Origin of the sequence: Flavobacterium suzhouense (assembly GCF_042684765.1) — a bacterium.
Lineage (GTDB): Bacteria > Bacteroidota > Bacteroidia > Flavobacteriales > Flavobacteriaceae > Flavobacterium > Flavobacterium suzhouense.
Window position 1 is genome coordinate 141,197 of record NZ_JBHUMD010000030.1, and the last position, 26,660, is coordinate 167,856.

23 protein-coding genes are annotated in these 26,660 nt (G+C 39.5%); 15 read left to right on the forward strand and 8 right to left on the reverse strand.

The features are described from left to right. The 9 genes from ACFSR3_RS16440 (at position 1) to ACFSR3_RS16480 (ending at position 9,634) form a co-directional block, all read left to right on the forward strand. Positions 1 to 921, forward strand: a complete 921-nt coding sequence (locus tag ACFSR3_RS16440) for a homoserine kinase (protein ID WP_379822548.1) — start codon at positions 1 to 3, stop codon at positions 919 to 921. Further along, positions 918 to 2,207: a threonine synthase gene (gene thrC / locus ACFSR3_RS16445; RefSeq protein ID WP_379822550.1), complete on the forward strand. Its 1,290-nt coding sequence runs from the start codon at positions 918 to 920 to the stop codon at positions 2,205 to 2,207. The genes ACFSR3_RS16440 and thrC overlap by 4 nt, the downstream gene beginning before the upstream one ends. An 86-nt stretch (positions 2,208 to 2,293) precedes the next feature. Next, entirely contained in the window at positions 2,294 to 3,376 is a 1,083-nt protein-coding gene (gcvT, locus tag ACFSR3_RS16450; RefSeq protein ID WP_114757192.1) for a glycine cleavage system aminomethyltransferase GcvT, read from the forward strand. Between the two features lie 6 nt (positions 3,377 to 3,382). Beyond that, the gene (locus ACFSR3_RS16455; protein ID WP_379822551.1) at positions 3,383 to 5,428 is read left to right on the forward strand and encodes a S41 family peptidase; all 2,046 of its coding nucleotides are present in this window, start codon (positions 3,383 to 3,385) and stop codon (positions 5,426 to 5,428) included. 151 nt (positions 5,429 to 5,579) lie between these two features. After that, entirely contained in the window at positions 5,580 to 6,290 is a 711-nt protein-coding gene (locus ACFSR3_RS16460) for a YebC/PmpR family DNA-binding transcriptional regulator (RefSeq protein ID WP_114757190.1), read from the forward strand. 190 nt (positions 6,291 to 6,480) lie between these two features. After that, a complete protein-coding gene (locus ACFSR3_RS16465) occupies positions 6,481 to 7,035 on the forward strand; it encodes an RNA polymerase sigma factor (protein ID WP_379822553.1) in 555 nt (184 codons plus the stop codon). Continuing rightward, complete coding sequence (locus tag ACFSR3_RS16470; RefSeq protein ID WP_379822554.1) at positions 7,035 to 7,592, forward strand: hypothetical protein; 558 nt, start codon at positions 7,035 to 7,037, stop codon at positions 7,590 to 7,592. Before ACFSR3_RS16465 ends, ACFSR3_RS16470 begins: the two co-directional genes overlap by 1 nt. Further along, positions 7,573 to 8,634: a hypothetical protein gene (locus tag ACFSR3_RS16475; RefSeq protein WP_379822555.1), complete on the forward strand. Its 1,062-nt coding sequence runs from the start codon at positions 7,573 to 7,575 to the stop codon at positions 8,632 to 8,634. Before ACFSR3_RS16470 ends, ACFSR3_RS16475 begins: the two co-directional genes overlap by 20 nt. Positions 8,635 to 8,761: 127 nt before the next feature. Next, complete coding sequence (locus tag ACFSR3_RS16480) at positions 8,762 to 9,634, forward strand: head GIN domain-containing protein (protein ID WP_379822557.1); 873 nt, start codon at positions 8,762 to 8,764, stop codon at positions 9,632 to 9,634. Positions 9,635 to 10,552: 918 nt separating this feature from the next. Here ACFSR3_RS16480 and ACFSR3_RS16485 read toward each other — a convergent pair. After that, positions 10,553 to 11,593 (reverse strand): PLP-dependent cysteine synthase family protein, encoded by a 1,041-nt coding sequence (locus ACFSR3_RS16485; protein ID WP_379822558.1) that lies wholly within the window; start codon positions 11,591 to 11,593, stop codon positions 10,553 to 10,555. Positions 11,594 to 11,671: 78 nt separating this feature from the next. Then, entirely contained in the window at positions 11,672 to 13,804 is a 2,133-nt protein-coding gene (locus tag ACFSR3_RS16490; protein WP_379822559.1) for a S9 family peptidase, read from the reverse strand. Positions 13,805 to 13,878: 74 nt separating this feature from the next. On the opposite strand from ACFSR3_RS16490, the gene ACFSR3_RS16495 reads away from it, so the two are divergent. Continuing rightward, complete coding sequence (locus ACFSR3_RS16495; protein WP_169520491.1) at positions 13,879 to 14,205, forward strand: YbaB/EbfC family nucleoid-associated protein; 327 nt, start codon at positions 13,879 to 13,881, stop codon at positions 14,203 to 14,205. Between the two features lie 302 nt (positions 14,206 to 14,507). After that, complete coding sequence (locus ACFSR3_RS16500) at positions 14,508 to 15,044, forward strand: hypothetical protein (RefSeq protein ID WP_379822561.1); 537 nt, start codon at positions 14,508 to 14,510, stop codon at positions 15,042 to 15,044. An 87-nt stretch (positions 15,045 to 15,131) separates the two neighbouring features. Here ACFSR3_RS16500 and ACFSR3_RS16505 read toward each other — a convergent pair whose 3' ends face one another. Further along, the gene (locus ACFSR3_RS16505) at positions 15,132 to 16,157 is read right to left on the reverse strand and encodes a threonine aldolase family protein (protein WP_169520487.1); all 1,026 of its coding nucleotides are present in this window, start codon (positions 16,155 to 16,157) and stop codon (positions 15,132 to 15,134) included. 50 nt (positions 16,158 to 16,207) lie between these two features. Between ACFSR3_RS16505 and prfB the strand changes: the two genes are divergently transcribed. The 3 genes from prfB to ACFSR3_RS16520 all read left to right on the forward strand — a co-directional run bounded on the left by prfB (position 16,208) and on the right by ACFSR3_RS16520 (position 19,773). Then, a protein-coding gene (prfB, locus tag ACFSR3_RS16510) for a peptide chain release factor 2 (protein ID WP_379822563.1) occupies positions 16,208 to 17,312 on the forward strand; the annotation gives its coding sequence in 2 pieces (ribosomal slippage) (positions 16,208 to 16,270 and positions 16,272 to 17,312; 1,104 coding nt in all). A gap of 254 nt (positions 17,313 to 17,566) precedes the next feature. Next, complete coding sequence (locus ACFSR3_RS16515; RefSeq protein ID WP_379822565.1) at positions 17,567 to 18,799, forward strand: GAF domain-containing sensor histidine kinase; 1,233 nt, start codon at positions 17,567 to 17,569, stop codon at positions 18,797 to 18,799. A gap of 56 nt (positions 18,800 to 18,855) precedes the next feature. After that, positions 18,856 to 19,773 carry an AraC family transcriptional regulator gene (locus ACFSR3_RS16520; RefSeq protein WP_379822566.1) on the forward strand — a complete coding sequence of 306 codons (918 nt, stop codon included), beginning with the start codon at positions 18,856 to 18,858 and terminating at the stop codon, positions 19,771 to 19,773. Here ACFSR3_RS16520 and ACFSR3_RS16525 read toward each other — a convergent pair. The 5 genes from ACFSR3_RS16525 to ACFSR3_RS16545 form a co-directional block, all read right to left on the reverse strand. After that, complete coding sequence (locus tag ACFSR3_RS16525) at positions 19,770 to 20,144, reverse strand: DUF779 domain-containing protein (RefSeq protein WP_379822567.1); 375 nt, start codon at positions 20,142 to 20,144, stop codon at positions 19,770 to 19,772. The two genes, ACFSR3_RS16520 and ACFSR3_RS16525, sit on opposite strands and share 4 nt — an antisense overlap. Before the next feature lie 45 nt (positions 20,145 to 20,189). Further along, the gene (locus ACFSR3_RS16530; protein ID WP_379822569.1) at positions 20,190 to 21,254 is read right to left on the reverse strand and encodes a 2,3-butanediol dehydrogenase; all 1,065 of its coding nucleotides are present in this window, start codon (positions 21,252 to 21,254) and stop codon (positions 20,190 to 20,192) included. Positions 21,255 to 21,328: 74 nt separating this feature from the next. Next, positions 21,329 to 22,831, reverse strand: coding sequence for an aldehyde dehydrogenase family protein (locus tag ACFSR3_RS16535; protein WP_379822570.1), 1,503 nt, complete (start codon positions 22,829 to 22,831; stop codon positions 21,329 to 21,331). Between the two features lie 228 nt (positions 22,832 to 23,059). Next, entirely contained in the window at positions 23,060 to 24,121 is a 1,062-nt protein-coding gene (locus tag ACFSR3_RS16540) for an inorganic phosphate transporter (RefSeq protein ID WP_379822572.1), read from the reverse strand. Between the two features lie 27 nt (positions 24,122 to 24,148). Beyond that, positions 24,149 to 24,796 carry a DUF47 domain-containing protein gene (locus ACFSR3_RS16545; RefSeq protein WP_379822574.1) on the reverse strand — a complete coding sequence of 216 codons (648 nt, stop codon included), beginning with the start codon at positions 24,794 to 24,796 and terminating at the stop codon, positions 24,149 to 24,151. A 199-nt stretch (positions 24,797 to 24,995) separates the two neighbouring features. On the opposite strand from ACFSR3_RS16545, the gene ACFSR3_RS16550 reads away from it, so the two are divergent. Next, positions 24,996 to 26,624 carry an acyl-CoA carboxylase subunit beta gene (locus ACFSR3_RS16550; RefSeq protein ID WP_379822576.1) on the forward strand — a complete coding sequence of 543 codons (1,629 nt, stop codon included), beginning with the start codon at positions 24,996 to 24,998 and terminating at the stop codon, positions 26,622 to 26,624. The last annotated feature ends 36 nt before the right edge of the window (positions 26,625 to 26,660 follow it).

Genomic DNA, 26,660 nt, shown 5'->3' on the forward strand with positions numbered 1-26,660 from the left:
ATGGAAACAATAAAACTATTTTGCCCGGCAACCATTGCTAATGTTTCCTGCGGATTTGATGTCCTTGGGTTATGCCTGGATTTTGGCGATGTTATGACAATTACAAAAACTTCGCAAAAAGGTATTAGTATAAAAGAAATTACCGGAGCAGACTTACCTCTGGATATAAAACAAAATGTAGCTGGTGTGGCAGGACTTGCCCTGATTGAAAGGTTAAATCCAGATTTCGGTTTTGAAATTAGTATCGATAAAAGCATTAGGGCCGGTAGTGGCATAGGCAGTAGTGCCGCCAGCGCAGCCGGTGCGGTATTTGGTATTAACGCGTTATGCGGATATCCGTTATCGAACAAAGAGCTGGTATATTATGCCATGCAGGGTGAAGCCCTTGCAAGCGGTGCTCCTCATGCCGATAATGTTGCTCCTGCGCTTTTAGGTGGTTTTACTTTAGTCCGAAGCTATGATCCGCTTGACATTGTACCACTGCCCTCTCCATCAGAACTGTTTGTAACTGTAATGCATCCACAGATAGAATTAAAGACCAAAGATGCCCGATCGGTACTAAAAGAAAACATATCGCTAAAAAAAGCAACCATACAGTGTGGTAATCTGGGCGGATTAATAAGTGGGCTGTACACTAACGATTATGGACTTATAGGGCGTTCGCTACACGATGAACTCGTAGAACCTGTACGCTCTATACTTATACCTTATTTTAACGAACTTAAACTGGCAGCAGCCAATAGCGGTGCACTTGGCAGTGGAATTGCCGGATCGGGACCATCGGTATTTGCCTTATCCCAAGGACAGGAAACTGCTCATGAAACCGCACGCTCCATGTCGGCAATACTCGAAGCCACCGATATTCCTTTTGAAATACACATATCTCCTATAAACCCCGATGGGATAAAAATTATATCATGAAATACTACAGCCTGAATAACCACAATATAAAAACAAGCTTTGCAGCAGCAGCCATAACCGGCATTGCCCCCGATAAAGGATTATACTTTCCTGAAAACGTACCTCAGCTGGAATCAGATTTTATAAACAACATAGAAAAGTACAGTGATGTAGAAATAGCCCTTAAAGCCATTACTCCGTTTATAGGGGATGAGATTCCGCAGGACATCTTAAGAAATATCGTTGAAGAAACCCTCTCCTTTGATTTTCCAACGGTAGAAGTAGAAAACGGCATCTATTCCCTTGAATTATACCATGGCCCTACCCTTGCTTTTAAAGATGTTGGTGCACGCTTTATGTCGCGTTGCCTGAATTATTTTTCAAAAGGAGATAACAAAAAAACAACCATACTCGTGGCTACTTCGGGCGATACAGGGGGTGCTGTAGCCAACGGCTTTTTGGGAGTTGAAGGTATCAATGTAGTAATACTTTATCCTTCTGGTAAAGTGAGCAATGTACAGGAAAAGCAACTTACGGCTTTGGGAAATAATATTACAGCCCTTGAAGTAAACGGCAGCTTTGACGATTGTCAGGATATGGTAAAACACGCCTTTTTAGATGAAGAGCTTAAACATATCAACCTGACATCGGCCAATTCGATTAATGTAGCACGCTGGCTGCCACAAATGTTTTACTACTTTTTTGCCTATAAACAACTAAAGCATTTAGGTAAACCCCTGGCCATATCAGTACCCAGCGGTAACTTTGGCAATATATGCGCCGGGCTGATGGCAAAAAAAATCGGCCTGCCAGTTGGCCATTTTATTGCTTCTACAAATGTAAATGATACCGTGCCCCGCTTTATGCAGTCGCAGCAATATAAGCCCGGGACTACGACAGAAACCCTCTCTAATGCTATGGATGTGAGCAGTCCGAGTAATTTTGTACGCATACTGGAATTGTTTGAGAGCAACTTTGGCAGCCTGAAGAAAGACCTTTCCTCCTATCCTTTTGATGATACAGAAACACTAAAGGCTATTAACCATTTATACAATAAACATAATTATTTAGCCGATCCTCATGGGGCTGTGGGTTATCTGGGGCTAAAACAATTTATGGAACAAAATGCCGGATATACAGGTGTGTTTCTGGAAACCGCACATCCCGTTAAATTTCCGCAGAGCATAGAAAAAGAATTAGGAATTACAATACCTGTACCTGATTCGTTGGCATCGTTGCTTACAGTAGAAAAACAGGCAATTGCCATAAAAAGTTATACAGACCTGAAAGATTACCTTTTGTTGTGAAATAAATAATAATTATTAAAAATATCTGCATCATAATTTGTAAATTTCAATAATTTTGCGGCTTCAATCCATTTACAACAAACAAAATGAAAAATACAGCGCTTACGCACGTTCACGAAGGACTTGGAGCCAAAATGGTACCTTTTGCAGGTTATAACATGCCTGTTCAGTATGAAGGAGTAAATATAGAGCACGAAACCGTAAGGAACGGTGTAGGTGTTTTTGACGTTTCGCACATGGGTGAATTTTTTATCACCGGACCTAACGCTCTTGCACTTATCCAGAAAGTAACTACCAACGATGCTTCTACCCTTACTATAGGGAGAGCGCAGTACTCTTGCCTTCCTAACGATAATGGAGGTATTGTAGACGACCTTATCGTTTATAAAATGGGCGAAGAAAAATACCTTTTAGTGGTAAATGCTTCTAACATTGAAAAAGACTGGAATTGGATCTCTTCAAAAAATGATGTTGGTGCAGAAATGTACAATGCTTCTGAAGAATATTCACTTCTTGCAATACAAGGGCCTAAAGCAATGGAAGCTATGCAATCGCTTACTTCTGTTGACCTTTCCGCTATAAAATACTACCACTTTGAAGTGGGTGAATTTGCAGGTGTTAGTGATGTTATCATCTCTGCAACCGGTTATACAGGTAGCGGTGGTTTTGAGATCTACGTTAAAAACGACCAGGTTGAAGCACTTTGGAACAAAGTATTCGAAGCAGGAGCTGCTTTTGGTATTAAGCCAATTGGTCTTGCTGCACGCGATACGCTTCGTTTAGAAATGGGCTTCTGCCTTTACGGAAACGATATTAACGATACTACGTCTCCGCTTGAAGCAGGCCTTGGCTGGATTACTAAGTTCACTAAAGAGTTTACTAACTCTGAGGCGCTTAAAAAGCAAAAAGAAGAAGGTGTTACCCGTAAACTTGTAGGTTTTGAACTTACAGAAAGAGGTATACCAAGACATGATTATGAAATAACAGACAAAGACGGAAACGTTATTGGTATCGTAACTTCTGGTACTATGGCACCGTCGCTTAACAAAGGCATCGGTCTTGGTTATGTTCCTGCTGAGTATGCAGCTGAGGGCAGCCAGATCTTCATCCGTATCAGGAAAAATGACATTCCTGCGCAAGTGGTGAAGCTGCCTTTCTACAAAAAATAATAGCTTATGAAGAAAATACTGGCACTGGCACTTTTGATAACCTGTACATTACAGGCACAACGACATGATAAAGCGTGTACAGTTTTTTCTAAAATAAACGATGTCCTCCAGACGAGGCACTATAAACCTAAACCGGTAGACGATAGTCTGTCGGTTTATGTTTTTAATACTGTAATGGAAGAGCTTGATGACAGCAAAACACTTTTCCTGCAACAGGAATATGATAAGCTGGCAGTACACAGGCTTATGATAGACGATTATGTACTGAACAAGAACTGTTCGTTTTTCAGTGATTTTATATCATCATATAAAACAGCCCTGAAACGCAACAGGGATTATGTAGAGCAAATCCGTAAGGAACCGCTTTCTTACAACACTAAAGACACTATTTTCTATTCCAAGAAAACTTTCCCTTATCATACAGACCCCGATAAGACAAAAAAGTTCCTTCGTAAGAAGATAACATACGATATACTTGAGGACATAGCTAAACTAAGTAAAAACAAAGACTCGCTTAGGCAAAACCTTGACAAGCTTGGAGAAGTTGCCCGAAACAAAGTATTTGAAAGCTACCTGTGTAGGCTTGACAACCTGCTTTCTCCGCCCGAAGGCTTTGACCATAGCATTTACAACAAGTTCTTTTCGGCTTTTTGCGGTTATTTCGACCCACATTCTACCTATTTCAATTACAGCGAAAAATCGTCGTTCGTATCATCTATTTCATCCGAAAACTATTCGTTAGGCATGTACGTTAGCCTGAACGATGATGATGAAATTATTGTAGATGAACTTATACCCGGAGGACCGGCCTATAAAACCCAAAAGATAGACAAAGGCGACCAGATCGTAAAACTGATGGTAAACAAAACGGAATACTCGGTTACCTGTACCTCACTACAGACTATTACCGATATTGTATATTCTGACAGCTACAAAAAAGTACAGATGACACTCCGAAAAAAAGACGGTACTGTATATACTGTAAATCTGGAAAAAACAGTTATGAAGGCCGATGACCATAGTGTATATAGCTTTATTTTGGGTGATGAACGCCCTGTAGGTTATATCAAAGTACCTAGTTTTTATTCTGCCTTTGACAATGATAACAATCAGGGTTGTGCCGATGATGTTGCCAAAGAGATCGTAAAACTTAAACAGGAAAATATACAGGGACTTATCATAGACCTTCAATACAACGGCGGAGGCTCTATGGATGAGGTAATCCGTATGGCGGGTATGTTTATAAACTTTGGACCTATAGCCATCGTTACCGATAAGGACAGGAGCTATAATGTGGTAAAAGACTACAACAGAGGCATGCTGTATACTGGGCCTATGGTAATTTTGGTAAATGGCCTATCGGCATCAGCCAGTGAATTCTTTGCCGGTGTTATGCAGGATTATAACCGCGCTCTTATTGTAGGCAGCACTACCCTTGGCAAAGCGACCATGCAAACAATACTTCCTCTTGAAGATAGCGACAAAGCCGAAGATTTTATAAAAGTAACCTTAGATAAGTTTTACAGGGTAACAGGAAAAAGCAGCCAATATATTGGCATAGTTCCGGACGTACCGCTGCCTACTTTCTTTGATGATCTTTTACCGCGCGAAAGCAGTATGCCAACAGCCATTAAAAATGACAGCATTGACCTGAATATTTCTTTTGCAAGGCTTCCTGAAAAATATAAAGAAGAAGTGATTGCCCATAGCAGGACAAGGGTTGAAGAAAATGATGATTTCAGACTTATAAATGCTGTAAATACCCGCGTAAACTGGCTTTATGAGGGTAATAAAGCTCCGGTTCCCGTTACTTTCGATTCAGTTTTTGCAGATGTTCACAGCATGGATGACATTTGGAAAGATATTAAAGAGGCATCAGAAAAAGAACAGGATTTTAAAGTGAGTAACACCAAATACGCTTCAGATGTAATGAATTTTGATGAATACATGAAAAGTGCTAACGACTTTAAGATAAAAACAGCAAAAACAGACGTTTACATAAAAGAAGCCATTAACATATTAACCGATATGAACAAATTTAATAACCAGTAAACTGAAACAAATTTATAAGGGAAAAAAGTTTTTTTTTATAAATTAAGACATTAGTGTAATTCATACTCAAAAAGCATAACCGATATAAACCTTAATTTGTTTTTGCAAAAACAGGGAATAAGTTTATTTTTGTGCTGCAAACAAATAAATTATGGGAAGAGCGTTTGAATTTAGGAAAGCCAGAAAAATGAAACGTTGGTCGGCAATGGCCAAAACGTTTACAAGAATTGGTAAAGACATAGTAATGGCCGTTAAAGAAGGCGGACCAAACCCTGAAACCAACTCGCGTCTTAGAGCTGTTATACAAAATGCCAAAGCGGCAAACATGCCTAAAGACAACGTTGAAAGGGCTATCAAAAAAGCATCTGATAAAGATACAGCAAACTTTAAAGAGGTATTGTTTGAAGGCTATGCGCCTCACGGTATTGCCATACTTATAGAAACTGCTACTGATAACAATAACCGCACTGTGGCTAACATCCGTAGCTACTTTAATAAATGTAACGGTACCATGGGTACACAGGGTTCAGTTGAATTTATGTTCGACCACACCTGTAACTTCCGTATACCTGCTGAGGGACGCGATGTTGAAGAACTTGAGCTTGAAATGATTGACTTTGGCGTTGAGGAAATCTTCGCTGATGAGGACGGAATCGTTATGTATGCACCTTTCGAAAGCTTCGGAGCAATTCAGAAAGAGCTTGAGAACAGAGGTATCGAGATACTTTCTTCAGGTTTTGAAAGAATACCGCAAATTACAAAAGAGCTAACCGAAGATCAGGTGGCAGACGTTGAGAAACTTCTTGAAAAAATTGAAGAAGATGACGACGTTATGAACGTATACCATACTATGCAGGAGTAATCTTTGCATATATTATATAAAACTTAAGCACCTTTCGGGGTGCTTTTTTTATTAGCTCAAACCTCAATATTTTCAAGGCTTTACAGAGATAATCGCTACATTAGTATATTTATACATTAAAAATAATTCTACAAAAGTGTAACAATACAGTAACACCCAAAGTCATTATATAAAATCATCAATCAACCAATTGGCAAACGCAAACCAGGATATCGATTCATTACTTGAACAGTGCAAAACGGGCAGCCGTAACGCACAGTTCGAGGTTTATAACAGGTATTATAAGCCTATGTACAATACTGCCCTTCGGATAGTAAAGGATAGCCATTGGGCCGAAGATATTATGCAGGAATCGTTTTTAAAGGCCTTTACAAAACTGGATTCGTTTAAAGGAGAAGTGACCTTTGGAGCATGGCTAAAAAAGATTGTAGTGAACCATAGTATTGACAACTACAAAAAAATAAACAAAAGTAGCCTTGACCCGATTGACAATGTGCTGTATAAGGTGGCTGATGATGACGGCAGCAACGAAGAAGCCGCAATAGACTTCCGGGAAGTTAAGATACAGCAGGTGGCCACTGCTATAAACTCCCTCAAGGAAAATTACAGGATAGCGCTGACCCTGTTATACATTGAGGGCTACGACCAGGAAGAGATTAGTGAAATTATGGGCATTACCGCCGGAAATACCCGTACAACCATAAGCAGGGCGAAGGAAAGCCTGCTCAAAAAACTGAAAGGATAATGAAGACAGAAGAAAACAAAATGGACGAGATATTTAGCCGCTTTGATAGCCAATGGGATATGGAAGAACCTGCCGCAGGGCATGAAGACCGTTTCCTTGACAGGCTTGACAAGCACAACAGGAAAAAACCAAAAGGAAAAGGACTTATTTACTGGTTAGCTGTGCCGGCAGCGGCTGCTATTGCTATACTGCTTACAATGCTGTTTACCTTCTCTCCTGATGGAAACGACAAAACAATGGCTAAACTATCGCCTAAAACAGAAAAAACGCAGATGTACTTTGCTTCGATAATAAATCAGGAGCTGGAAAAAGTACAAAAAGAGAATACCCCTGAAACAAAAACGCTTGTGGCTGATGCCATGAAACACATGCAACAGCTTGAAGCTGATTATGACAAAATAACTCATGATCTGGCTAAAAAAGGCGAAAACAAACAATTAATCCATGCTATGATAACCAATCTGCAGACAAGGATATCATTTTTGGAAGACGTGCTTGTAAAAATTGAAAACATCAAAAAGATTAAAGAAAACTACCATGAAGACAATAATGCATAAACTTACACTGCTCCTTTTAATGCTGCCATGTCTTGCATTGGCCGGAAATGGTGTTAAAGGAGGAAAATACACCAAAGAGAAAAGAATCGCTAAGGCTTACATTGTTAATGCCGATTGCGGATTGCAGGTAAACAACCAGTTTGGAAACATTTATGTAACCACCTGGGATGAAAATAAAACACAGATAGAGGTTGCCATTAAAGTTAGCGGCAATAACGAAGAAAGAGTAATTAAAAGGATAGAAAGTATTAATATAGATCTAAATGCTACTGTAGCCCTTGTAAAAGCGAGCACAAGCATAGGAAATATGAGCGGAGGAAATAACCTTTCTATGGAAATCAATTACACTATAAAAATCCCCAAAAGAGGCGGAATTAACCTTAGCAACCAATATGGAGGCATTACTACCGGAAAAATATACGGCAAAGCCAATATTGACTGCCAGTATGGAAGGATAACTGTAGATGAACTTAATGCCGACTCCAATAAGATTACGATACAGTATTGTGACAGCAGCAAACTGAATTATATTAAAAGCGGGAATGTTAATGTACAATATTCATCATTAAACATTGTAAAGACAGACAATATTAAGCTTGTAGGCCAATATAGTGACATGAGAGTAAGCGAAGTAAACATGCTTAACTACAGAACTGAATATGGCGACCTGAGTGTTAATATTGTAGATACTGCCGTAGGAACCGGAGAATATTCTGCACTTCGATTTGGTTTGGTTTCCGGTGACTTCAACTGCACAACCGGTTATGGTGACATCAAAATAGGTGCATTGGGCAAAGACTCCAAAAATGTCACCATAAATGCTGCTTATAGCAATGTTAGCCTGAACTATACTGAGAGCGTACCCTTCGACTTTGAGTTTAGTGTAGAATATGCCGGAGTAAGAGGAGCATCAGGACTTAAATTTACCGAAAAGAGAGAAGGTGATTATAGTGCCCGCTACAAAGGCTACAACAAAGCTCAGGGTGTAAACCGTATGTATATAAAATCAGAGTACGGCGATATAAATCTCGGAAAAAATTAAAAAAGTTTTAGAGGCATGCAACCATTTATTGGTTGCTGTCGTCTATATATAAAAAGCCCAACTGCTCATCACAGAAAGGCACACTGCCCTAATCAGGCAGGAGTTCAATCATCAACTTGTCTCGCCATTGGCGGATAAAAAAACCAATCGCCCTCATCAGGCAGCCTGCTCATCACAGGTTTTAAAACAGTTATTAAACCCTGCTGCCGGGCAGGAATATCAATCATCAAAAATCAATCATTCCACGTCTGTGGAAATCAAAAAACGAATCACCATGAAAAAAGCCGCATTACTTGTAGCAGGACTATTTTTTGCCCTTACACTAACTGCACAGGAAAATAAGATTACTGTAGTAGGGAATGGAAAAATAGTTAAACAGAAACGCGATATCAGCGATTTTTCGAAGATATCGGTAACAGGATCATTCCAGGTATCCCTCACTTCGGGAGATACCGGAAAAATAAGCCTTGAAGGCGACGAAAATATACTTCAGATTATTGACACCCAAGTAAATAATGGCACGCTCATTATCGCAACACATAGTAACAAGACCATAAAACCGAGCCGTAATAACAAAGTGACAATAAAGGTACCTTATAAATTACTGGATAATATAGCACTGAACGGTTGTGGCACGATTACTTCGAAAGGTACGCTTAAAGGACACAAACTTAAAGTAATGCTTGACGGACCGGGGCACATAGACATTACAACAGATCAAAATGAACTTATTGCCTGGGTATTGGGCTCGGGAGACATAAAAATTGATGGTACGGCAAAACAATTTGAATGCAAAATTGTAGGAGCCGGCACGGTAAACGCATACGACCTATCGGCAAGGCAGGTAACGGCAGCAATCTCAGGATCGGGAGATGCTAAAGTAAACAGCTCTTATGCCCTTAAAGGCAGAATAGCGGGCAATGGAACAATTGCTTTTGCCGGCCAGCCGCAAGAAACCGACCTGAAGTACATGGGCAATGGGAGCTTCAGTTGGGAATGAATTGGTTTAGGTTGTTAATTTTGGGTAAAACCTCCGCCGGGCAGCGGAGGTTTTTTTTATATCAAAATCCCCATTTATAGGTATTGCTTCTGTAAAACTGTGAATCTAACTTTGTAAAGTCTTCACATAATTTGAGTTAGTTCAAAACAAAACGAGTCCCGGAGCTACAAGCCGGGACTTTTTTTTGACTTTGCCGCGCCCCCCGGGTGTGCCTGTGCAGGAGTGAGCCGTTTTCCGTTTTCAGCATTCCCATTAAACCTCTCAAAAAAAAGAAAAAAGAGAAAAGAAAAATCAAACCAAAATGTCTCCAACACTTATGTTGGACTTTTTTGGGTAATTTTTTCTTGGAGACTTATTTAATTTTCTTTTTGGGAAACCTAATTAGTAGATATTAGTTAGAATATCTTTATATAGGTCGTACTACAAAACCAAAAACAGTTGAAAGACATCAGCAAATCAGGCAAAAGGTAATGAGGTACGACTGGCAGAAAGAGTACTAAGTGCTTTTAAACCTTAAAACCATATCTTGCTGATAAAGTGTATATTAGCATTTTTAGTTAAGCAAATGGTTAAGCAAAAAAAACATTGCTTTATAATTTACACATTGATAATCAGCAATATATAACATATGTTTTTTATATGTAGTAACATAGGATAAACATAGCTAAAGCCAGGCTTAAGGGTTGGGTTGTTTAATACCTTGCAGACTTAAACATTTACTTTTGATATTAACACACTCCTCTCAAGAGGGGAACTCTTGCTCATGCTCTCCTCTGTTACTGACAACCGAGTGAAACTAGTTCCCTCTGCCGGGGCGGAAGGGGCCAGGGTGTGTCTGTTCAGGTTAATGAAGATTTACCATAAAACAAAAACCTCCGGCAGTACCGGAGGCTTTTTATATCTACAATAATCTTTGGATTATTTAATGAATTCTATTTTTTGTGCTTCTTCAGCATTAACACTGTCAAAGAAGCCCTGCTCATTCATCCACTCATCACTGAATACTTTACTCATGTAACGAGATCCGTGGTCAGGGAAGATAAGAACGATGTTGCTGTTCTCGTCAAACTCTCCTGCCTCATCATATTGTTTTGCTGCCTGGAAAGTAGCTCCGCTGGTGTATCCTACAAAAAGGCCTTCTGTTTTGGCAATATGCCTTGCTGAATGTGCACTGTCTTCGTCTGATACTTTTATGAACTTATCGATAACATCAAAGTCAGTAGCCGTTGGTATAAGGTTCTTACCAAGTCCTTCTATTCTGTATGGATAGATCTCCTCGCTGTCGAACTCTCTGGTTTCATGATACTTTTTAAGTACCGAACCGTAAGCATCTACACCTAATATCTTAATGTTTGGATTTTTTTCTTTTAGGAAACGTGCTGCACCTGAAATAGTACCTCCTGTTCCGCTGCACGCGATAAGGTGTGTAATCTTACCGTTTGTTTGTTCCCATATTTCAGGTCCCGTGCTATTGTAGTGTGCGTCTACGTTAAGGTCATTGAAATACTGGTTGATGTACACCGAACCTTTTATTTCTTCGTGAAGCCTTTTTGCTACGCTGTAGTATGAACGTGCATCATCGGCAGATACGTTTGCAGGACAAACATATACTTTTGCGCCCATTGCACGAAGCATATCAATTTTATCTTTTGATGATTTAGAACTTACTGCCAATATACAGTCATATCCTTTAATAATGCTTACCATTGCCAGACTGAAGCCTGTATTTCCCGAAGTAGTTTCGATTATGGTGTCTCCCGGTTTAAGGATACCTTTTCGCTCTGCTTCCTCGATGATGTATAGTGCAATCCTGTCTTTTGTGGAATGGCCCGGATTAAAAGCTTCTACTTTGGCGTAAAAATTTCCTTGTAATCCTTCAGTAACTTTGTTGAGTTTAATTAGTGGTGTGTTCCCAATCAATTCCAACACATTATTATAGGCTTTTATCTCGTCTTTCATAAAAATTAAGTTAGTAAGGTAAACTGCTACAAAGTTTATTGACCTCAAAACCTTGCAAATCTAACAAAAAAAATTTAATTACTTTTTAATTCCTTCTAAATCTAGTAAAAAACTGTATTCTTTGGCAACCTCTTTAAGTGCCTCAAATCTTCCGGAAGCCCCACCGTGACCGGCTTCCATATTGGTATCCAGATATAAAAGGTTGTTTCCTGTTTTGGTAACCCTAAGTTTTGCTACCCATTTAGCCGGTTCCCAGTATTGCACCTGAGAATCGTGAAGACCTGTAGTTACAAGCATATTCGGGTAGTTTTGGGCTGTGATATTATCGTAAGGAGAGTATGATTTCATGTAATCGTAGTACTCTTTGTCGTTCGGGTTACCCCATTCGTCATATTCCCCTGTTGTAAGCGGAATACTGTCATCAAGCATGGTTGTTACCACATCTACAAAAGGTACTTGGGCAATAACACCATGGTACAGTTGTGGCGCCATGTTTATAATAGCCCCCATAAGCAACCCTCCGGCAGAACCACCCTCGGCATACAAATGCGCTTCAGATGTATATTTCTGGTCAATCACATATTTAGAGCAGTCTACAAAATCAGTAAACGTATTCTTTTTCTTAAGTAGTTTTCCATCTTCATACCACTCTCGACCAAGATCTTCCCCACCCCTTATATGAGCGATTGCATAAATAAAACCGCGGTCTAAAAGACTAAGCCTTATTGAAGAGAAATACGGATCCATAGAAGAACCATACGAACCGTAAGCATAAAGCAACAATGGGTTTTTCCCATCTTTTACGATACCCTTGCGGTATACCATAGAGATAGGCACTTTAGTACCATCGGCGGCCGTAGCCCATACCCTTTCTTCGGTATAATTATTTTTATCGAATTTACCGCCAAGAACCGCCTGCTCTTTAAGCACGGTTTTCTCTTTGGTCTTCATGTTAAAGTCAATTACAGAAGAAGGTGTAGCCATCGACTGGTAGCTGTAACGAACTATATCAGTATCAAAATCAGGATTGGTTGAGATACCTGCAGTGTAGGTTTCGCTGTTGAACGGTAGGTAGTACTCCCCTTTTCCATCCCACGGACGAATCCTGATAGTATTCAGTCCGTTTTCACGCTCCCCGATAACCAGGAAGTTTTTAAATATCTCAATGTCTTCAAGAAGCACGTCTTTACGATGTGGTATAAGGTCTTTCCAGTTCTCTTTACCGGTTTTACCTTCCGGCGTAGTCATCAGCTTAAAGTTGGTTGCCTTATCCTTATTGGTAACAATGTACCATTTGTCTCCGTAATGCGAAATGCTGTACTCCAGCTCACGCGTTCTTTTCTGGAAGATTACAAATTCGCCATCAGGCTTTTTGGCATCCAGCGTGCGGTATTCGGTTGTAAGCGTGCTGCTTGAACCTATAACAAGGTATTTTTTAGATTTCTCTTTGTAGATGAAAGTACTGTAGGTGTCATCTTTTTCATGATACACCAGTACATCGTCGTTTACATCTCCGTTAAGCTTGTGCTTATAGATCTTATCTGAACGAAGTGTAGTAGGATCTTTTCTGGTATAGAAAAGCGTATTGTTATCGCCGGCCCATGTAGAACCGCCTGTAGTATTCTCAATTTTAAACGGAAGTATCTCGTTCGTTACAAGATTCTTCACCTGAATGGTATACTGCCTTCTCGAAACAGTATCTACACCAAAGGCTACCCATTTGTTATCCTCACTAATGTTAAGTCCACCCAACTGAAAGTAAGAATGTCCTTTTGCCATTTCATTACAGTCAAAAAGTAGTTCTTCCTTAGCCTCAAGGCTACCTTTCTTACGGGTATAAATAGGGTAATCTTTTCCTTTTTCGTAACGGGTAATGTAGTAATAGCCGTTGTAGAAATAAGGTACTGATGAATCGTCTTCTTTGATCCTACCTTTCATTTCTTCGAACAAATCCTTCTGGAACTGTTTCTGATCGGCGGTCATTGCATTATAATAGGCGTTCTCTTTATTCAGATAATCTATCACTTCGGGGTTTTCCCTTTCATTAAGCCAGTAATAGTTATCAGTTCTTACATCCCCATGCTTTTCAAGTGTCTTCGGTTTAACAGCTGCCAAAGGGGGAGAAATGGTCTCAGTCATTTTAGTTTTATTAGATTGCGCATTCGCTGCAAAAGTAAGACAAACACAACTTATAAGTAAGTGTTTTTTCATTTGATTTTTTGGTTAGCATATAACTCTGCAATTTAATACTTTTGCAATATAATCATATAATAAAATTCACAAAAATGTTTGGAGATATCATGGGAATGATGGGTAAACTTAAAGAAACCCAGCAAAAAATTGAAGAGACTAAAAAAAGGCTTGATACTGTCCTTATCGACGAGCAAAGCAATGATGGACTGCTAAAAGTGACTATGACGGCTAATCGTACGCTTAAATCGGTTACTGTTGACGATTCTCTTTTGGAAGATAAAGAACAACTTGAAGATTACCTTGTATTGGTTATGAACAAAGCCATTGCAAAAGCCACGAACGTAAACGAAGCCGAGCTTGGTGCTGTTGCCAAAGACGGCATGCCGAATATTCCAGGACTTGACGGAATGTTTAAATAAGCCGAAGGCTTATTTAATGATTTAAAATTGAAAGATTTAAATAGTGAGCACGGAGTAAGTCCGTGCTTTTTTATTTATTTTTGAAAAATATCAATTGACTTTACTAGATGCAGCCAACCAACACAAAGTTACGAGTACTAATAATTATACTTGTAATTAGCCAGTATTCCTGTCTCGGACAAAAAAAGGTTTCAAAAAAAACAACAGCTATCCCAACAATAACACTTAACACCGACTCTATTTATGCAAATAGCGACGATAAAATTAAAATAACTACAAAAAACGGGATAAATATATTTATTATGGTACAACGTCCCAGGACACACCCCTATAATTATATAGGTTTTTGCACACTAGGTAATGCAGGTAGCACCAATTTATACCATTTCAGAAGAAGCCTTATTGAGAACATGAGTGTTACCCACAGCTCAAATCTAAATTCTGTTATGTTCCATTCAATGTTAACAGAAGATATTAACAATGACGGAAATCCTGAAATAGCAATTAAAGAAGCCATCAGCAGCGATAAAATATACGATGCTATAGTTTACAGATATTTTAAAATTGACAAAACACTCAACATCAAATATTTTTATTCTATTGAAAAAGTTGCCTGGGATTTCACCAATAAGGTTTTTATAAAACGAATACCACAGAATGGAGTCGTAAATATTTATGTTTCCGAAATTGCAGATAAACTTGGAGAACTTGCAGGACGATATACACTTGATTTCAGTAAAACCAATCCTGTTACTAATCTGGAAGTTTTTCAGGAAAAATATCGGAATCAAATAATTAGCTCATCAGCTGAAAGAAAACTATCTGAACCTGATAAATAAAATAAAAGTCTTAAAGTTTAGCCTCCCAAACTTTAAGACTTTCTTAGTTCACATTGTCATTTCGACCGGAATGACAGAAATAATAACTTAAAAAGTAAGCTTCTGCAAGGTCTCAATAACATAGTTATGCATTACCTCTTTATAGTCAAGATGTGTAACAATTCGCAGTTTTCCTTTACCTAATGAACTGATGAATATGCTTTTTTGCTTTAGCTTTTCCATAAGGGCAGCTTCGCTGTATTGTGGTTTAAGAGAAAAGATCAGTATATTGGTTTCTACCGGTTCTACTTTATCTACCCATGGTAATTGCTGAAGGAAATTCCCCAGCTGTCGTGCCCTGCGATGGTCTTCTTCAAGACGGCTAACGTTATTTTGCAATGCATACAGTCCTGCTGCAGCAAGATATCCCGCCTGGCGCATTCCTCCGCCAAATACTTTACGTATACGTATTGCTTTATTGATATGCTCCTGCTTACCTAAAAGTAACGAACCCACCGGCGCACCTAATCCTTTAGACAAACAAACAGAAATAGTATCAAACATACTTCCAAATTGTTTAGGATGTTGCTTTTTGGCTACCAAAGCATTCCACAAACGGGCACCATCTAGGTGATAGCCCAATTTATTCGTTTTACAAACCTCGCTGATCTCCATAAGCGTTTGCAGGTCATAACAGGCACCTCCGCCTTTGTTGGTGGTATTTTCAATACACACAAGGCTTGTTAGTGGGCTGTGGTAAAAATCAGGCGGATTGATCGCATCAAGCACCTGATTTGCAGTGATCATGCCCCTGTCGCCATCTATAAGTTGGCTCGAAACGCCACTATTAAAGGCTATACCGCCACCTTCGTAATTAAAAACGTGCGACCATTTATCACAGATAAGTTCATCGCCAGGGTTTGTATGTAGTTTTATTGCTGTCTGATTGGCCATGGTGCCCGAAGGAAAAAACAATGCAGCCTCCATACCAAAAAGGTCGGCTACGGTTTCCTCAAGCTGTACAACGGTAGGATCCTGCTTATAAACATCATCGCCCACTTTTGCCCTGAACATTTGCTGAAGCATTTCATGTCCCGGACGGGTTACCGTGTCACTTACTAAATTTATTTCCATATTATTGAAAAGGATAGCTTATTTTTGCTTAATACAAAACTACATTATTTATGACAAATACCGAACAAATTAAAGGTATTATAGAGCGCCTTGGTGCGCTGAGGAGGTATCTTTGACATCGACAGGAAGTTAATTGAGATAACCAACGAAGAAGAGAAGACCTTTGCCCCTGATTTTTGGAATAACGCCAAAGAAGCCGAAATCATTGTAAAAAACCTGCGTTCTAAGAAAAAGTGGGTAGAAGACTACGAAAAAGGCAATGCCATGGCCGAAGAACTTCAGATCATCTACGAATTTTTTAAGGATGGCGATGCTACCGAGGAAGAACTCGACAACCAGTATGCGCTTACCCTTACTCATATAGAGAACCTTGAGTTTAAGAACATGCTTTCTGACGAAGGTGATGCCATGAGTGCCGTGCTGCAAATTACTGCCGGTGCCGGTGGTACCGAAAGCTGCGACTGGGCGTCGATGCTTATGCGTATGTATATTATGTGGGGCGAAAAAGAAGGCTACAAGGTCAAGGAGCTTAACTATCAGGAAGGCGAGGTTGCCGGTATTAAAACCGTAACCCTTGAGTTTGAAGGCGACTACTCTTTTGGTTACCTGAAAGGTGAAAACGGCGTTCACAGACTGGTGCGTATCTCTCCTTTTGACAGTAATGCCAAACGCCATACATCATTTGCATCCGTATATGTGTATCCTCTTGCCGATGATACTATTGAGATTGAGATTAGCCCTTCCGATATTTCATGGGAAACCATGCGTTCGAGCGGTGCAGGAGGGCAAAATGTAAACAAGGTAGAAACAGCGGTACGACTACGCCACCACCCTACCGGAATTATTATTGAAAACTCCGAAACGCGTTCGCAGCTTGACAACAAGACTAAAGCCATGCAGCTCTTAAAGTCTCAGTTATACGAAATCGAGCTTAAAAAACGTCAGGCAATGCGTGATGAAATCGAGGCCAATAAAATGAAGATTGAATGGGGCTCGCAAATTCGTAACTACGTAATGCACCCTTATAAACTGGTAAAAGACGTTCGTACACAATATGAAACCAGCGATGTCGACGGTGTAATGAATGGCGAAATCGACGAATTCCTGAAAGCCTATCTGATGATGATGGGACAAAAAGAAGAAGAGAAGAGCTAAAGAACTTCAGTGTTCAGTGTTCAGTGTTCAGTGTTCAAAATTAAAGCTTTGTGACTTTGGAACTTTGAAACTTTTTACACACAAACCCTTGATATAATATCAGGGGTTTTTCTTTTTAGTGTCCTTTGAGTTTATGAAATAGTGCAGGATTTGTTACAAGATTAGCTTTTAACACTTTATTGGGAAGATTTAGTTGTACTTTCACAGTACCAAAAAAGAAGAACGCTAACCTAAAATTTTGGTTACTCACACCTATGAGCTTAAAAAAGCCTGTTTATTACACACCAAACACCGAAGACCTTAGACTCGAAAAGCTTAGGGATTATCAGATAATGGATACACATTCCGAAGATACTTTTGATAAGATATCCCTTATGGCTTCTCAGGTTTTTAGCTGTCCCAACGCTTTTATTACCTTTATAGATGACAGGAGGGCTTTTCTTAAATCTAACCTAAGCTCACTGGATATAAACGAAGTTCCAAAAGAAGGTACTCTTTCTTATACTACCCTGCTAAACGATTCGGTAACGGTATTTAATGATACAAAAAAGCATTCAGAGCTTCGCAACCATACTTATGTAAAACCGGATAATGGCGTACGTTTTTATGCAGGTGTTCCTATAAAATCGCCAGAAGGTTATACAGTAGGTGTAATATCGGTAACCGACGAAGTTCCGCGTGAAGCAACAAACCTACAGTTAGATATGCTAAAAACATTATCTAAACTGATTGTTGACAAACTTGAAAACAGGCTCCGCTACCGAAAATCAATTGAATCGCAAATCAACCTGATGAACATTGCGCTTCATGAGATTAAAAACCCGTTAGCCTCCATAAATCTTGCCAATGATATCATCCGAAAGGATATAAACAGCGCTGAACGCATGACCGATATGATAAAATCATCGGTTCAAATGATGCAAAAAAGGCTTGCCAACCTGCTTACTCAATCAGAGTTAGAAGAAAAAGACCTTGTGCTTAATATTGAAGAAATCAATATTAAGGAGATGTTTGTACGATTGCTTAACAATTTTGAGCTTTTAGCCAACCGTAAAAGACAAGTTATTGAACTCAACTGTGATGAAAACCTGATTGTAGAAGGCGACCGATCTAAAATGTCGGATGTACTACACAACCTACTGAGCAACGCCATCAAATATTCTTATTACGATACCACAATAAGAGTTGCCGCCCGCGAAGCCGGAAACTATTTGCATATTGAGGTAAAAGACGAAGGACAAGGACTAAATTTTGAAGATATCCAGAAACTGTTCACCAAGTTTGCCAAATTGAGTTCTAAGCCTACGGGAAGAGAAACCTCTAATGGTTTAGGACTATCGATCACGAAATCATTTGTCGAACTGCACCGAGGAAACATTTATGCCATGAGCCCGGGTAAAGACAAAGGAACTACATTTATAGTATCTATCCCTCTTAAATACCGTACCGTAACCGACATTGAAGCCGTAGCAGAATTAAACTCCTAAAATTTCGTCAAATCATTTTATATCCGTAACTTAAGGGCTCCTTAAGAATACCAGATATGAATAACCGCAGGACATTGCTTCAAACACCGTCTTTAACTGTTGAAAAATCGCTAAAGACCCTTGTAGAAAACAGAACTGTATATTCGCTTGAAAATTGCGAACTAAACTTGTTTGAAACCTATCAGGAATCATTGCTGGTACCTTTAAAGTTCAACGACCTTGTAGTTACCAGTATGCTTAGAGGCAAAAAAGTAATGCATCTGTTCGATAATCCGGGGTTTGACTATCTTCCCGGTGAAACGGTAATTGTTCCCGGCAATGTAGAGATGAAAATTGACTTTCCTGAAGCATCAACAGCTAATCCTACACAATGCCTGGCTCTTGCCATAGACCATCATAAAATAAGCGATACGCTTGATTTCCTTAACGAACGATACCCTAAAGAAGATGAGTTATGGAAGCTTAACCATGAAAATTATTTCTTTTATAATAACACCGAACTCGCCACAACCATAAACAAGCTTATCCGCGAATGCATGAGCTTTTCGGTAACTAAAGATGCACTTGCCGACCTTGCTCTTCAGGAATTGCTTATCCGCATTATTCAGACACAAACCGCACAACGTATTGACAGCCCAACCACAATTGACACCGATAGTGCCATTTATGCCATTACCGATTATATCCGTAAGAACATAACCTCCAACATCAGCCTTAAAGAACTAAGCGAAAAGGCTTGTATGAGCACAACGAGTTTTTATCGTTATTTTAAAAGGGAACTGGGCATGAGCCCAATAGAATTTATATTGAATGAAAAAATTAAGCAGGCTAAGAAACTGCTTAAAAATCCGGGTATCCAGATTAACGAGGTATGTTATATGGCAGGCTTTGATGACTGCAACTATTTTATCCGATTGTTTAAGAAATACGAGGGCATTACACCTAAACAATACCAGCTGTTACAGGTAGGCTAATCTTCAAGATATTTTAAAGGCTCAAGGTCTTTTGCTTCTTCTTCTGTAAAAAGTCTTGATTCTATTATAAATCTTTTCCCTAAAGGTATTTCAAGCGAAAAGCTGGCACCTCTGCCTTCCACAGCATTTAATGTTAAATGTGTATGTTTCCAGTATTCAAACTGGTCTTTGCTCATCCAGAACTCACAATCTTCAATCACACCAAGACAAACATCGCTATATCCAAGCTTAAAGTCACCTTTCTCAAAACACATAGGCTGTGAGCCATCGCAACAACCACCACTCTGATGAAACATAATTGCCCCATAACGTCCTTTTAATTCTGCAATAAGCATTGCTGCCTGAGGCGTACAATCAATTCTTTTATACATAGAACAAAAAATTAAAGCAGGACCATTTAGAGACCCTGCTATTGGTTATCCATTTATATCTACAAGTATTTTAACCTGAGATGGGTTTGACACCAAAGCTTCAAATCCATCGGCAACAATATTATCAAGTTTGATTTTTTGGGTTACCAGTTTTTCAACAGGCATCCTGCCTGAGTCAATAAGCTGTATTACCTGTGGAAAAATATTTCTGTAAGCAATAATACCCTTAACCGTAATCTCTCTTACCACCTGATCAAATGCATCATGTGTAACAGGCTTACCGAACAAAGCAACAAGCACAGCGGTTCCACCGTTTCTAAGACTCTTTATCCCGTTGTCATAAGTAGCCTGTACACCTGCAGCATCTAAAAACACATCGGCTCCGCCATTGGTTAGTTTCTTTATCTGCGCAGGAATATCTTTGCTTTTACCATTAATAATATGCGTAGCTCCTACTTCTTTTGCTTTCTCCAGGCGTTTATCAGCCACATCAACTACAATTACATTAGGCGAACCTGCTGCTATAGCTGCCTGAACACATAGTAAACCTATAGGGCCCGCACCAAAAATAACACATGAATCTCCTAATTTTAATCCGCTTTGTAGTACTGCATAAACCGCTACAGCGGCAGGCTCTACTAATGCACCCTGTTCAAAACTCATCGTGTCAGGAATTTTATGCACCATGTAGTCTTCCACAACAGTATATTTAGCAAAACCACCATTCGAAGTTAATCCAACAAACCCAAGAGGTTCAGACAAATTATATTCACCATTGGCGATAAAAGGACTTTCAGGGTTTTTAAACAAAGGCTCTACCACAACCCTGTCTCCGGGTTTTACATTAGTAACACCCTCTCCCACTTCACTTACTATTCCTGAAAACTCATGACCAAGGGTGGTTACCCCCTGATGCCCGTTTAATGGATAGGGTTTATCAAAAGGAATAAGCATAGGGCCATGTGTATATTCATGCAGATCTGACCCACATATTCCTGTAAACTGAACTTCAATTTTAACTTGTTTTTTTCCGGCAACAGGTATCTCAGTCTGTTCGACCCTGATATCATTTGCAGCATGCCAGCGTGCCGCTTTCATTGTATTTGACATTATATTAGATTTAGAATAGCGTTAACAATAATCAGGGCTGCCATGTAGCAGCCCTGCACCAAACAATTTAAATTCTAAAAGAAGCCTAACTTATTTTTATCATAAGAGATAAGCATGTTTTTGGTTTGTCTGTAATGCTCCAGCATCATTTTGTGGTTCTCACGGCCAAAGCCCGATTTCTTGTAACCTCCAAACGGCGCATGTGCCGGATAAGCATGATAATTATTTACCCACACCCTACCTGCTTTAATCGCTCTTGGCACCTGATATAGCTCGTGTGCATCACGTGTCCATACTCCGGCACCAAGTCCGTAAAGTGTATCGTTAGCGATTTCAAGAGCTTCTTCGGTCGTTTTAAAGGTCGTAACGCATACCACAGGACCAAAGATTTCTTCCTGGAAAATCCTCATTTTATTATGTCCCTTAAAGATGGTTGGCTGAATATAGAAACCACCCTCAAGCTCACCTCCAAGATTGTTTACATCTCCTCCGGTTAGTACTTCGGCTCCTTCTTCCTTACCTATCTTCAGGTATGATCTAATTTTTTCGTACTGGTCATTAGAAGCCTGTGCTCCCATAGCTACAGTCTTATCAAGAGGATTACCTGTTTTAATAGCTTTTGTACGCTCAATCACACGGGCAATGAACTTATCGTAAATATCCTCATGAACAAGCATACGGGAAGGGCAGGTACATACTTCACCCTGATTAAGGGCAAACATAACCGCCCCTTCTACTGCTTTATCAAAAAACGCATCGTCGGCATCGCCAACCGACTTAAAGAAAATGTTTGGAGACTTGCCACCAAGCTCCATTGTTGAGGGAATAATATTTTCAGCAGCATACTGCATGATCAATCGGCCAGTTGTGGTTTCACCTGTAAATGATACTTTAGAAATTCTTGGCGAAGTCGCAAGCGGTTTACCTGCTTCTACCCCAAAACCGTTAACTATATTTACCACACCCGCAGGAATTATATCTTTAAGCAATTCCATTAGTACAATAATAGATACAGGAGTCTGTTCGGCAGCTTTAACTACGGTACAGTTACCCGCAGCTATAGCCGGCGCAATTTTCCAGGTAGCCATTAATAATGGAAAATTCCAGGGAATGATTTGCCCTACTACACCTATTGGCTCATGAAGAACAATACTAACAGTATTTTCATCATGTTCAGCAATCGTACCTTCTTCAGCACGGATAACACCTGCAAAGTAGCGGAAGTGATCTATACATAGCGGTAAATCAGCTGCAAGGGTTTCGCGTATCGCCTTACCGTTATCAATAGCTTCAACTGTAGCAAGATATTCCAGATTAGCCTCCATAACATCGGCAATCTTATTTAAAACACTGCTTCTGTACGCTGGAGATGTTTTACCCCAGGTTTCAAATGCTTCGTGGGCAGCATCAAGAGCCAGTTCGACATCTTCTTTAGTAGAACGTGCCGCTTTAGCAAACACTTTACCATCAATTGGAGATACATTGTCAAAGTACTCGCCTTTAACAGGAGGCACAAATTTACCCCCGATAAAATTGTCATATTTGTCCTTAAATTCAGGACGTTTTGCTATACTCATAGTGTTTCGTTTATTTGTTGTATTTCAAAATTAACTCACTAAAACGTTAGAGTATAGCATAAATCAACCAATCGATAGCACAAAAATGACAGATTACTATTTTTAAAAACTAAAAATTAAACAGTCATCAAAAACAGATTTGTAATTATATGAATATCATAATTATACACGAAAAAGGCGGGCATAGATTACTCTATGCCCGCCTTTTTTATCTGTAAATCGTTGCTGTTATGTAAAAAGCGAAACGATATAATATACAATTGCAGCAAGTACAGCCGATACAGGTATGGTTAGTATCCATGCCCAAAGAAGACTGATGGTTACACCCCAACGTACTGCAGACACCCTTTTAGTAACACCTACCCCGATAATAGAACCCGTAATAGTATGTGTTGTTGATACCGGAATACCCAAATGCTCAGCAGTATAAAGTGTAATCGCTCCGGCAGTTTCGGCAGCAACACCTTCCAGTGAATTTACTTTAGTAATTTTTGACCCCATGGTCTTAACAATTTTCCAACCACCACTCATAGTACCAAGACCTATCATTAAGAAACTCGTTAGCGGTACCCACTCGTAGTGAGAAACAAAATATTTGAAAGGATCTTCAGCCGTAAGATATGCCGTTTCTATATCAATTTTAGTATGATAATAAATTACCGCAGCACCAATGATACCCATAACCTTTTGTGCATCGTTTGCACCATGTCCAAGGCTGAATAATGCTGATGATACCAATTGTAACCTCTTGAACCATTTCTCTGCTTTAGATGGTACAGCTTTACGGCATATATTGAGGATAATGATAGTCAGAAGATAAGCTACCAGCATACCAATAAGTGGTGCAGCAAATATGAAAAGGATAATAGGAATAACTTTAGCGTAGTTTACTACAGTATTCATATCAGCTCCCGGTACTGTAAAAGCGTGCGCTAGTGCAGCACCCATAAATCCTCCGATAAGCGTATGCGAAGAAGACGATGGAATACCAAGTTTCCATGTTAGAAGGTTCCAGGTAATAGCCGCTATAAGTCCTGCAAGGATAACCTCAAGTGTGATAAAATCAACACTAACGGTTTTAGCTATCGTATTACCAATTTTAAACTCTCCTACCCAATACCTTGAAATAAAGTAGGCCAGGAAGTTAAAGAAAGCTGCCCAAAGTACGGCCTGAAAAGGTGTAAGCACCTTAGTAGCAACGATGGTAGCTATTGAGTTTGCGGCATCGTGAAATCCGTTGATATAATCAAAGACTAATGCCAATACAATAATTACTATAAGTAATACCATTTTTAGAAATGCTTTTAAGTGGTTAGCTTATGAATGCTTAACAACGATAGATTCTAATACATTCGCTACTCCTTTACATTTGTCTGAAGCAGACTCAAGAGCAGAAAGCACTTCTTTATATTTAATGATGTTTTTAGCATCAGTTTCGTTCTCAAAAATATCGGCAACAGCTTTATCAAATACGTTATCCGACTTATTCTCAAGCTTATTTATCCTTTTACAAGCATCAGAAATACCTTTAAGGTTTTTCATATCCTTAAGATCAGCAACAGCAGTATGTATTAGTTGAGAGCCCTCAAGGGTAATCTCGGTCATTTTACGGATAGACTTGGTAATCTTATCAACCTGATACAATCTCATTCTGTTAGCAGCACCATAAAGGTAGTCAGCCACATTGTCAATTGCACTGATTAGCGCGTGGATATCTTCCCTGTCAAAAGGAGTGATAAAGTTACGGCTAAGTTCAAGGTTAGTCTGGTGAGCGATTTCTTCAATAATTGCTTCAAGTTCTTCAATTTTCCTGAAATAAGTTTCTCTTTGCTCTTTTGGAGCGTTAACAGCTTCATGAAGCGTCTCAGCAAGAATTACTAGGTTTGATGTTGCCTGCTCAAAAAGCGGGAAAAATTTCTTATCTTTTGGTACAAGAAATTGAAAGATACTGTTTAAAGATGCCATATCGTGTTTTTTTTCTGGTGCAAATGTACTTTTCCAATGTTAAGAAATCGTTAAGCCATTATGAACATGAGATTATTAATCTTAAGAATCTATTAACATATAGAATTAAACAGATTCTCAATAATTCCTTGTAATATCAAACGTTTTCGTATTTTAGCACCTCAAAAATAACAAACAACGCACAAATATACATATTACTATGGATATTAACTTCAATAAGAACGAAGACCACAATAAACTTCTTTTATCAGAATTCAAACAGAAGCTTGCCAAAGTAAAACTTGGAGGCGGTGAGAAACGAATCGCAAAACTACACAGCGAAGGCAAAATGACAGCCCGCGAGCGAATTGAATACCTTTTAGACAAAGACAGTAAAAGCATAGAGATAGGTGCATTTGTAGGCGACGGCATGTATGAAGAACATGGCGGATGTCCATCCGGCGGTGTCGTAATAAAAATAGGCTACATCCGTGGAAAACAATGTATCGTAGTAGCCAATGACGCTACCGTTAAAGCGGGGGCATGGTTTCCTATTACAGGAAAGAAAAACCTTCGTGCCCAGGAAATTGCAATGGAGAACCGCCTGCCAATCATCTACCTTGTAGACAGTGCCGGTGTATATTTGCCAATGCAGGATGAGATCTTTCCTGACAAAGAACATTTCGGCCGTATTTTCCGTAACAATGCTATAATGAGCAGCATGGGAATTACACAGATCGCTGCCGTTATGGGAAGCTGTGTTGCAGGCGGTGCCTACCTTCCGATAATGAGTGATGAAGCCCTTATTGTTGACAAGACAGGAAGCATCTTCCTTGCAGGAAGCTACCTTGTTAAGGCCGCCATTGGCGAAAGCATAGACAATGAAACCCTTGGAGGAGCTACTACACACTGCGAAATATCAGGTGTTACCGACTATAAAGCCAAAGATGATAAAGACGCTCTTGATACCATCAAGAACATTGTTGACAAAATTGGTGATTATGACAAAGCTGGCTATAACCGTATAAAAGCGGAAAAACCTGCATTAGAAGAAAAAGAAATCTATGGAGTACTGCCTAAACTACGTTCGGAGCAGTACGACATGATGGAAATCATCAAACGCCTTGTTGACAACAGCGAATTTGAAGAATACAAAGCCGGATACGGTCAAACCATTATTACCGGTTATGCGCGTATAGACGGTTGGGCAGTGGGAATAGTAGCAAACCAGCGTAAGGTGGTAAAATCGAAAAAAGGCGAAATGCAATTTGGCGGCGTAATCTATTCCGACAGTGCTGATAAGGCTACCCGTTTTATTGCCAATTGTAACCAGAAGAAAATTCCGCTAGTATTCCTTCAGGATGTTACCGGATTTATGGTAGGCTCTAAATCAGAGCATGGCGGTATCATTAAAGATGGTGCCAAAATGGTAAATGCAGTAAGTAATTCGGTAGTACCTAAGTTTACCGTAGTTGTAGGTAACTCTTACGGTGCCGGAAACTACGCCATGTGCGGTAAAGCTTATGACCCAAGACTTATTTTTGCATGGCCAAGTGCTGAACTTGCCGTAATGGGTGGAACTCAGGCAGCAAAAGTATTACTTCAGATAGAGGCTTCATCACTTAAAGCAAGAGGAGAAGAGATAACTCCTGAAAAAGAAGCTGAACTTTTTGACAAAATCAAAGCAAAATATGATGCTCAGGTATCACCATACTATGCTGCATCAAGACTTTGGACAGACGCCATAATCGACCCGCTTGATACCCGAAAATGGATCTCAATGGGTATTGAAGCTGCTAACCACGCTCCTATCGAAAAACCATTTAACCTTGGTGTGATACAGGTTTAATCTGTTATAATTTTAGTTTTCAAGCATTAGTCTGTT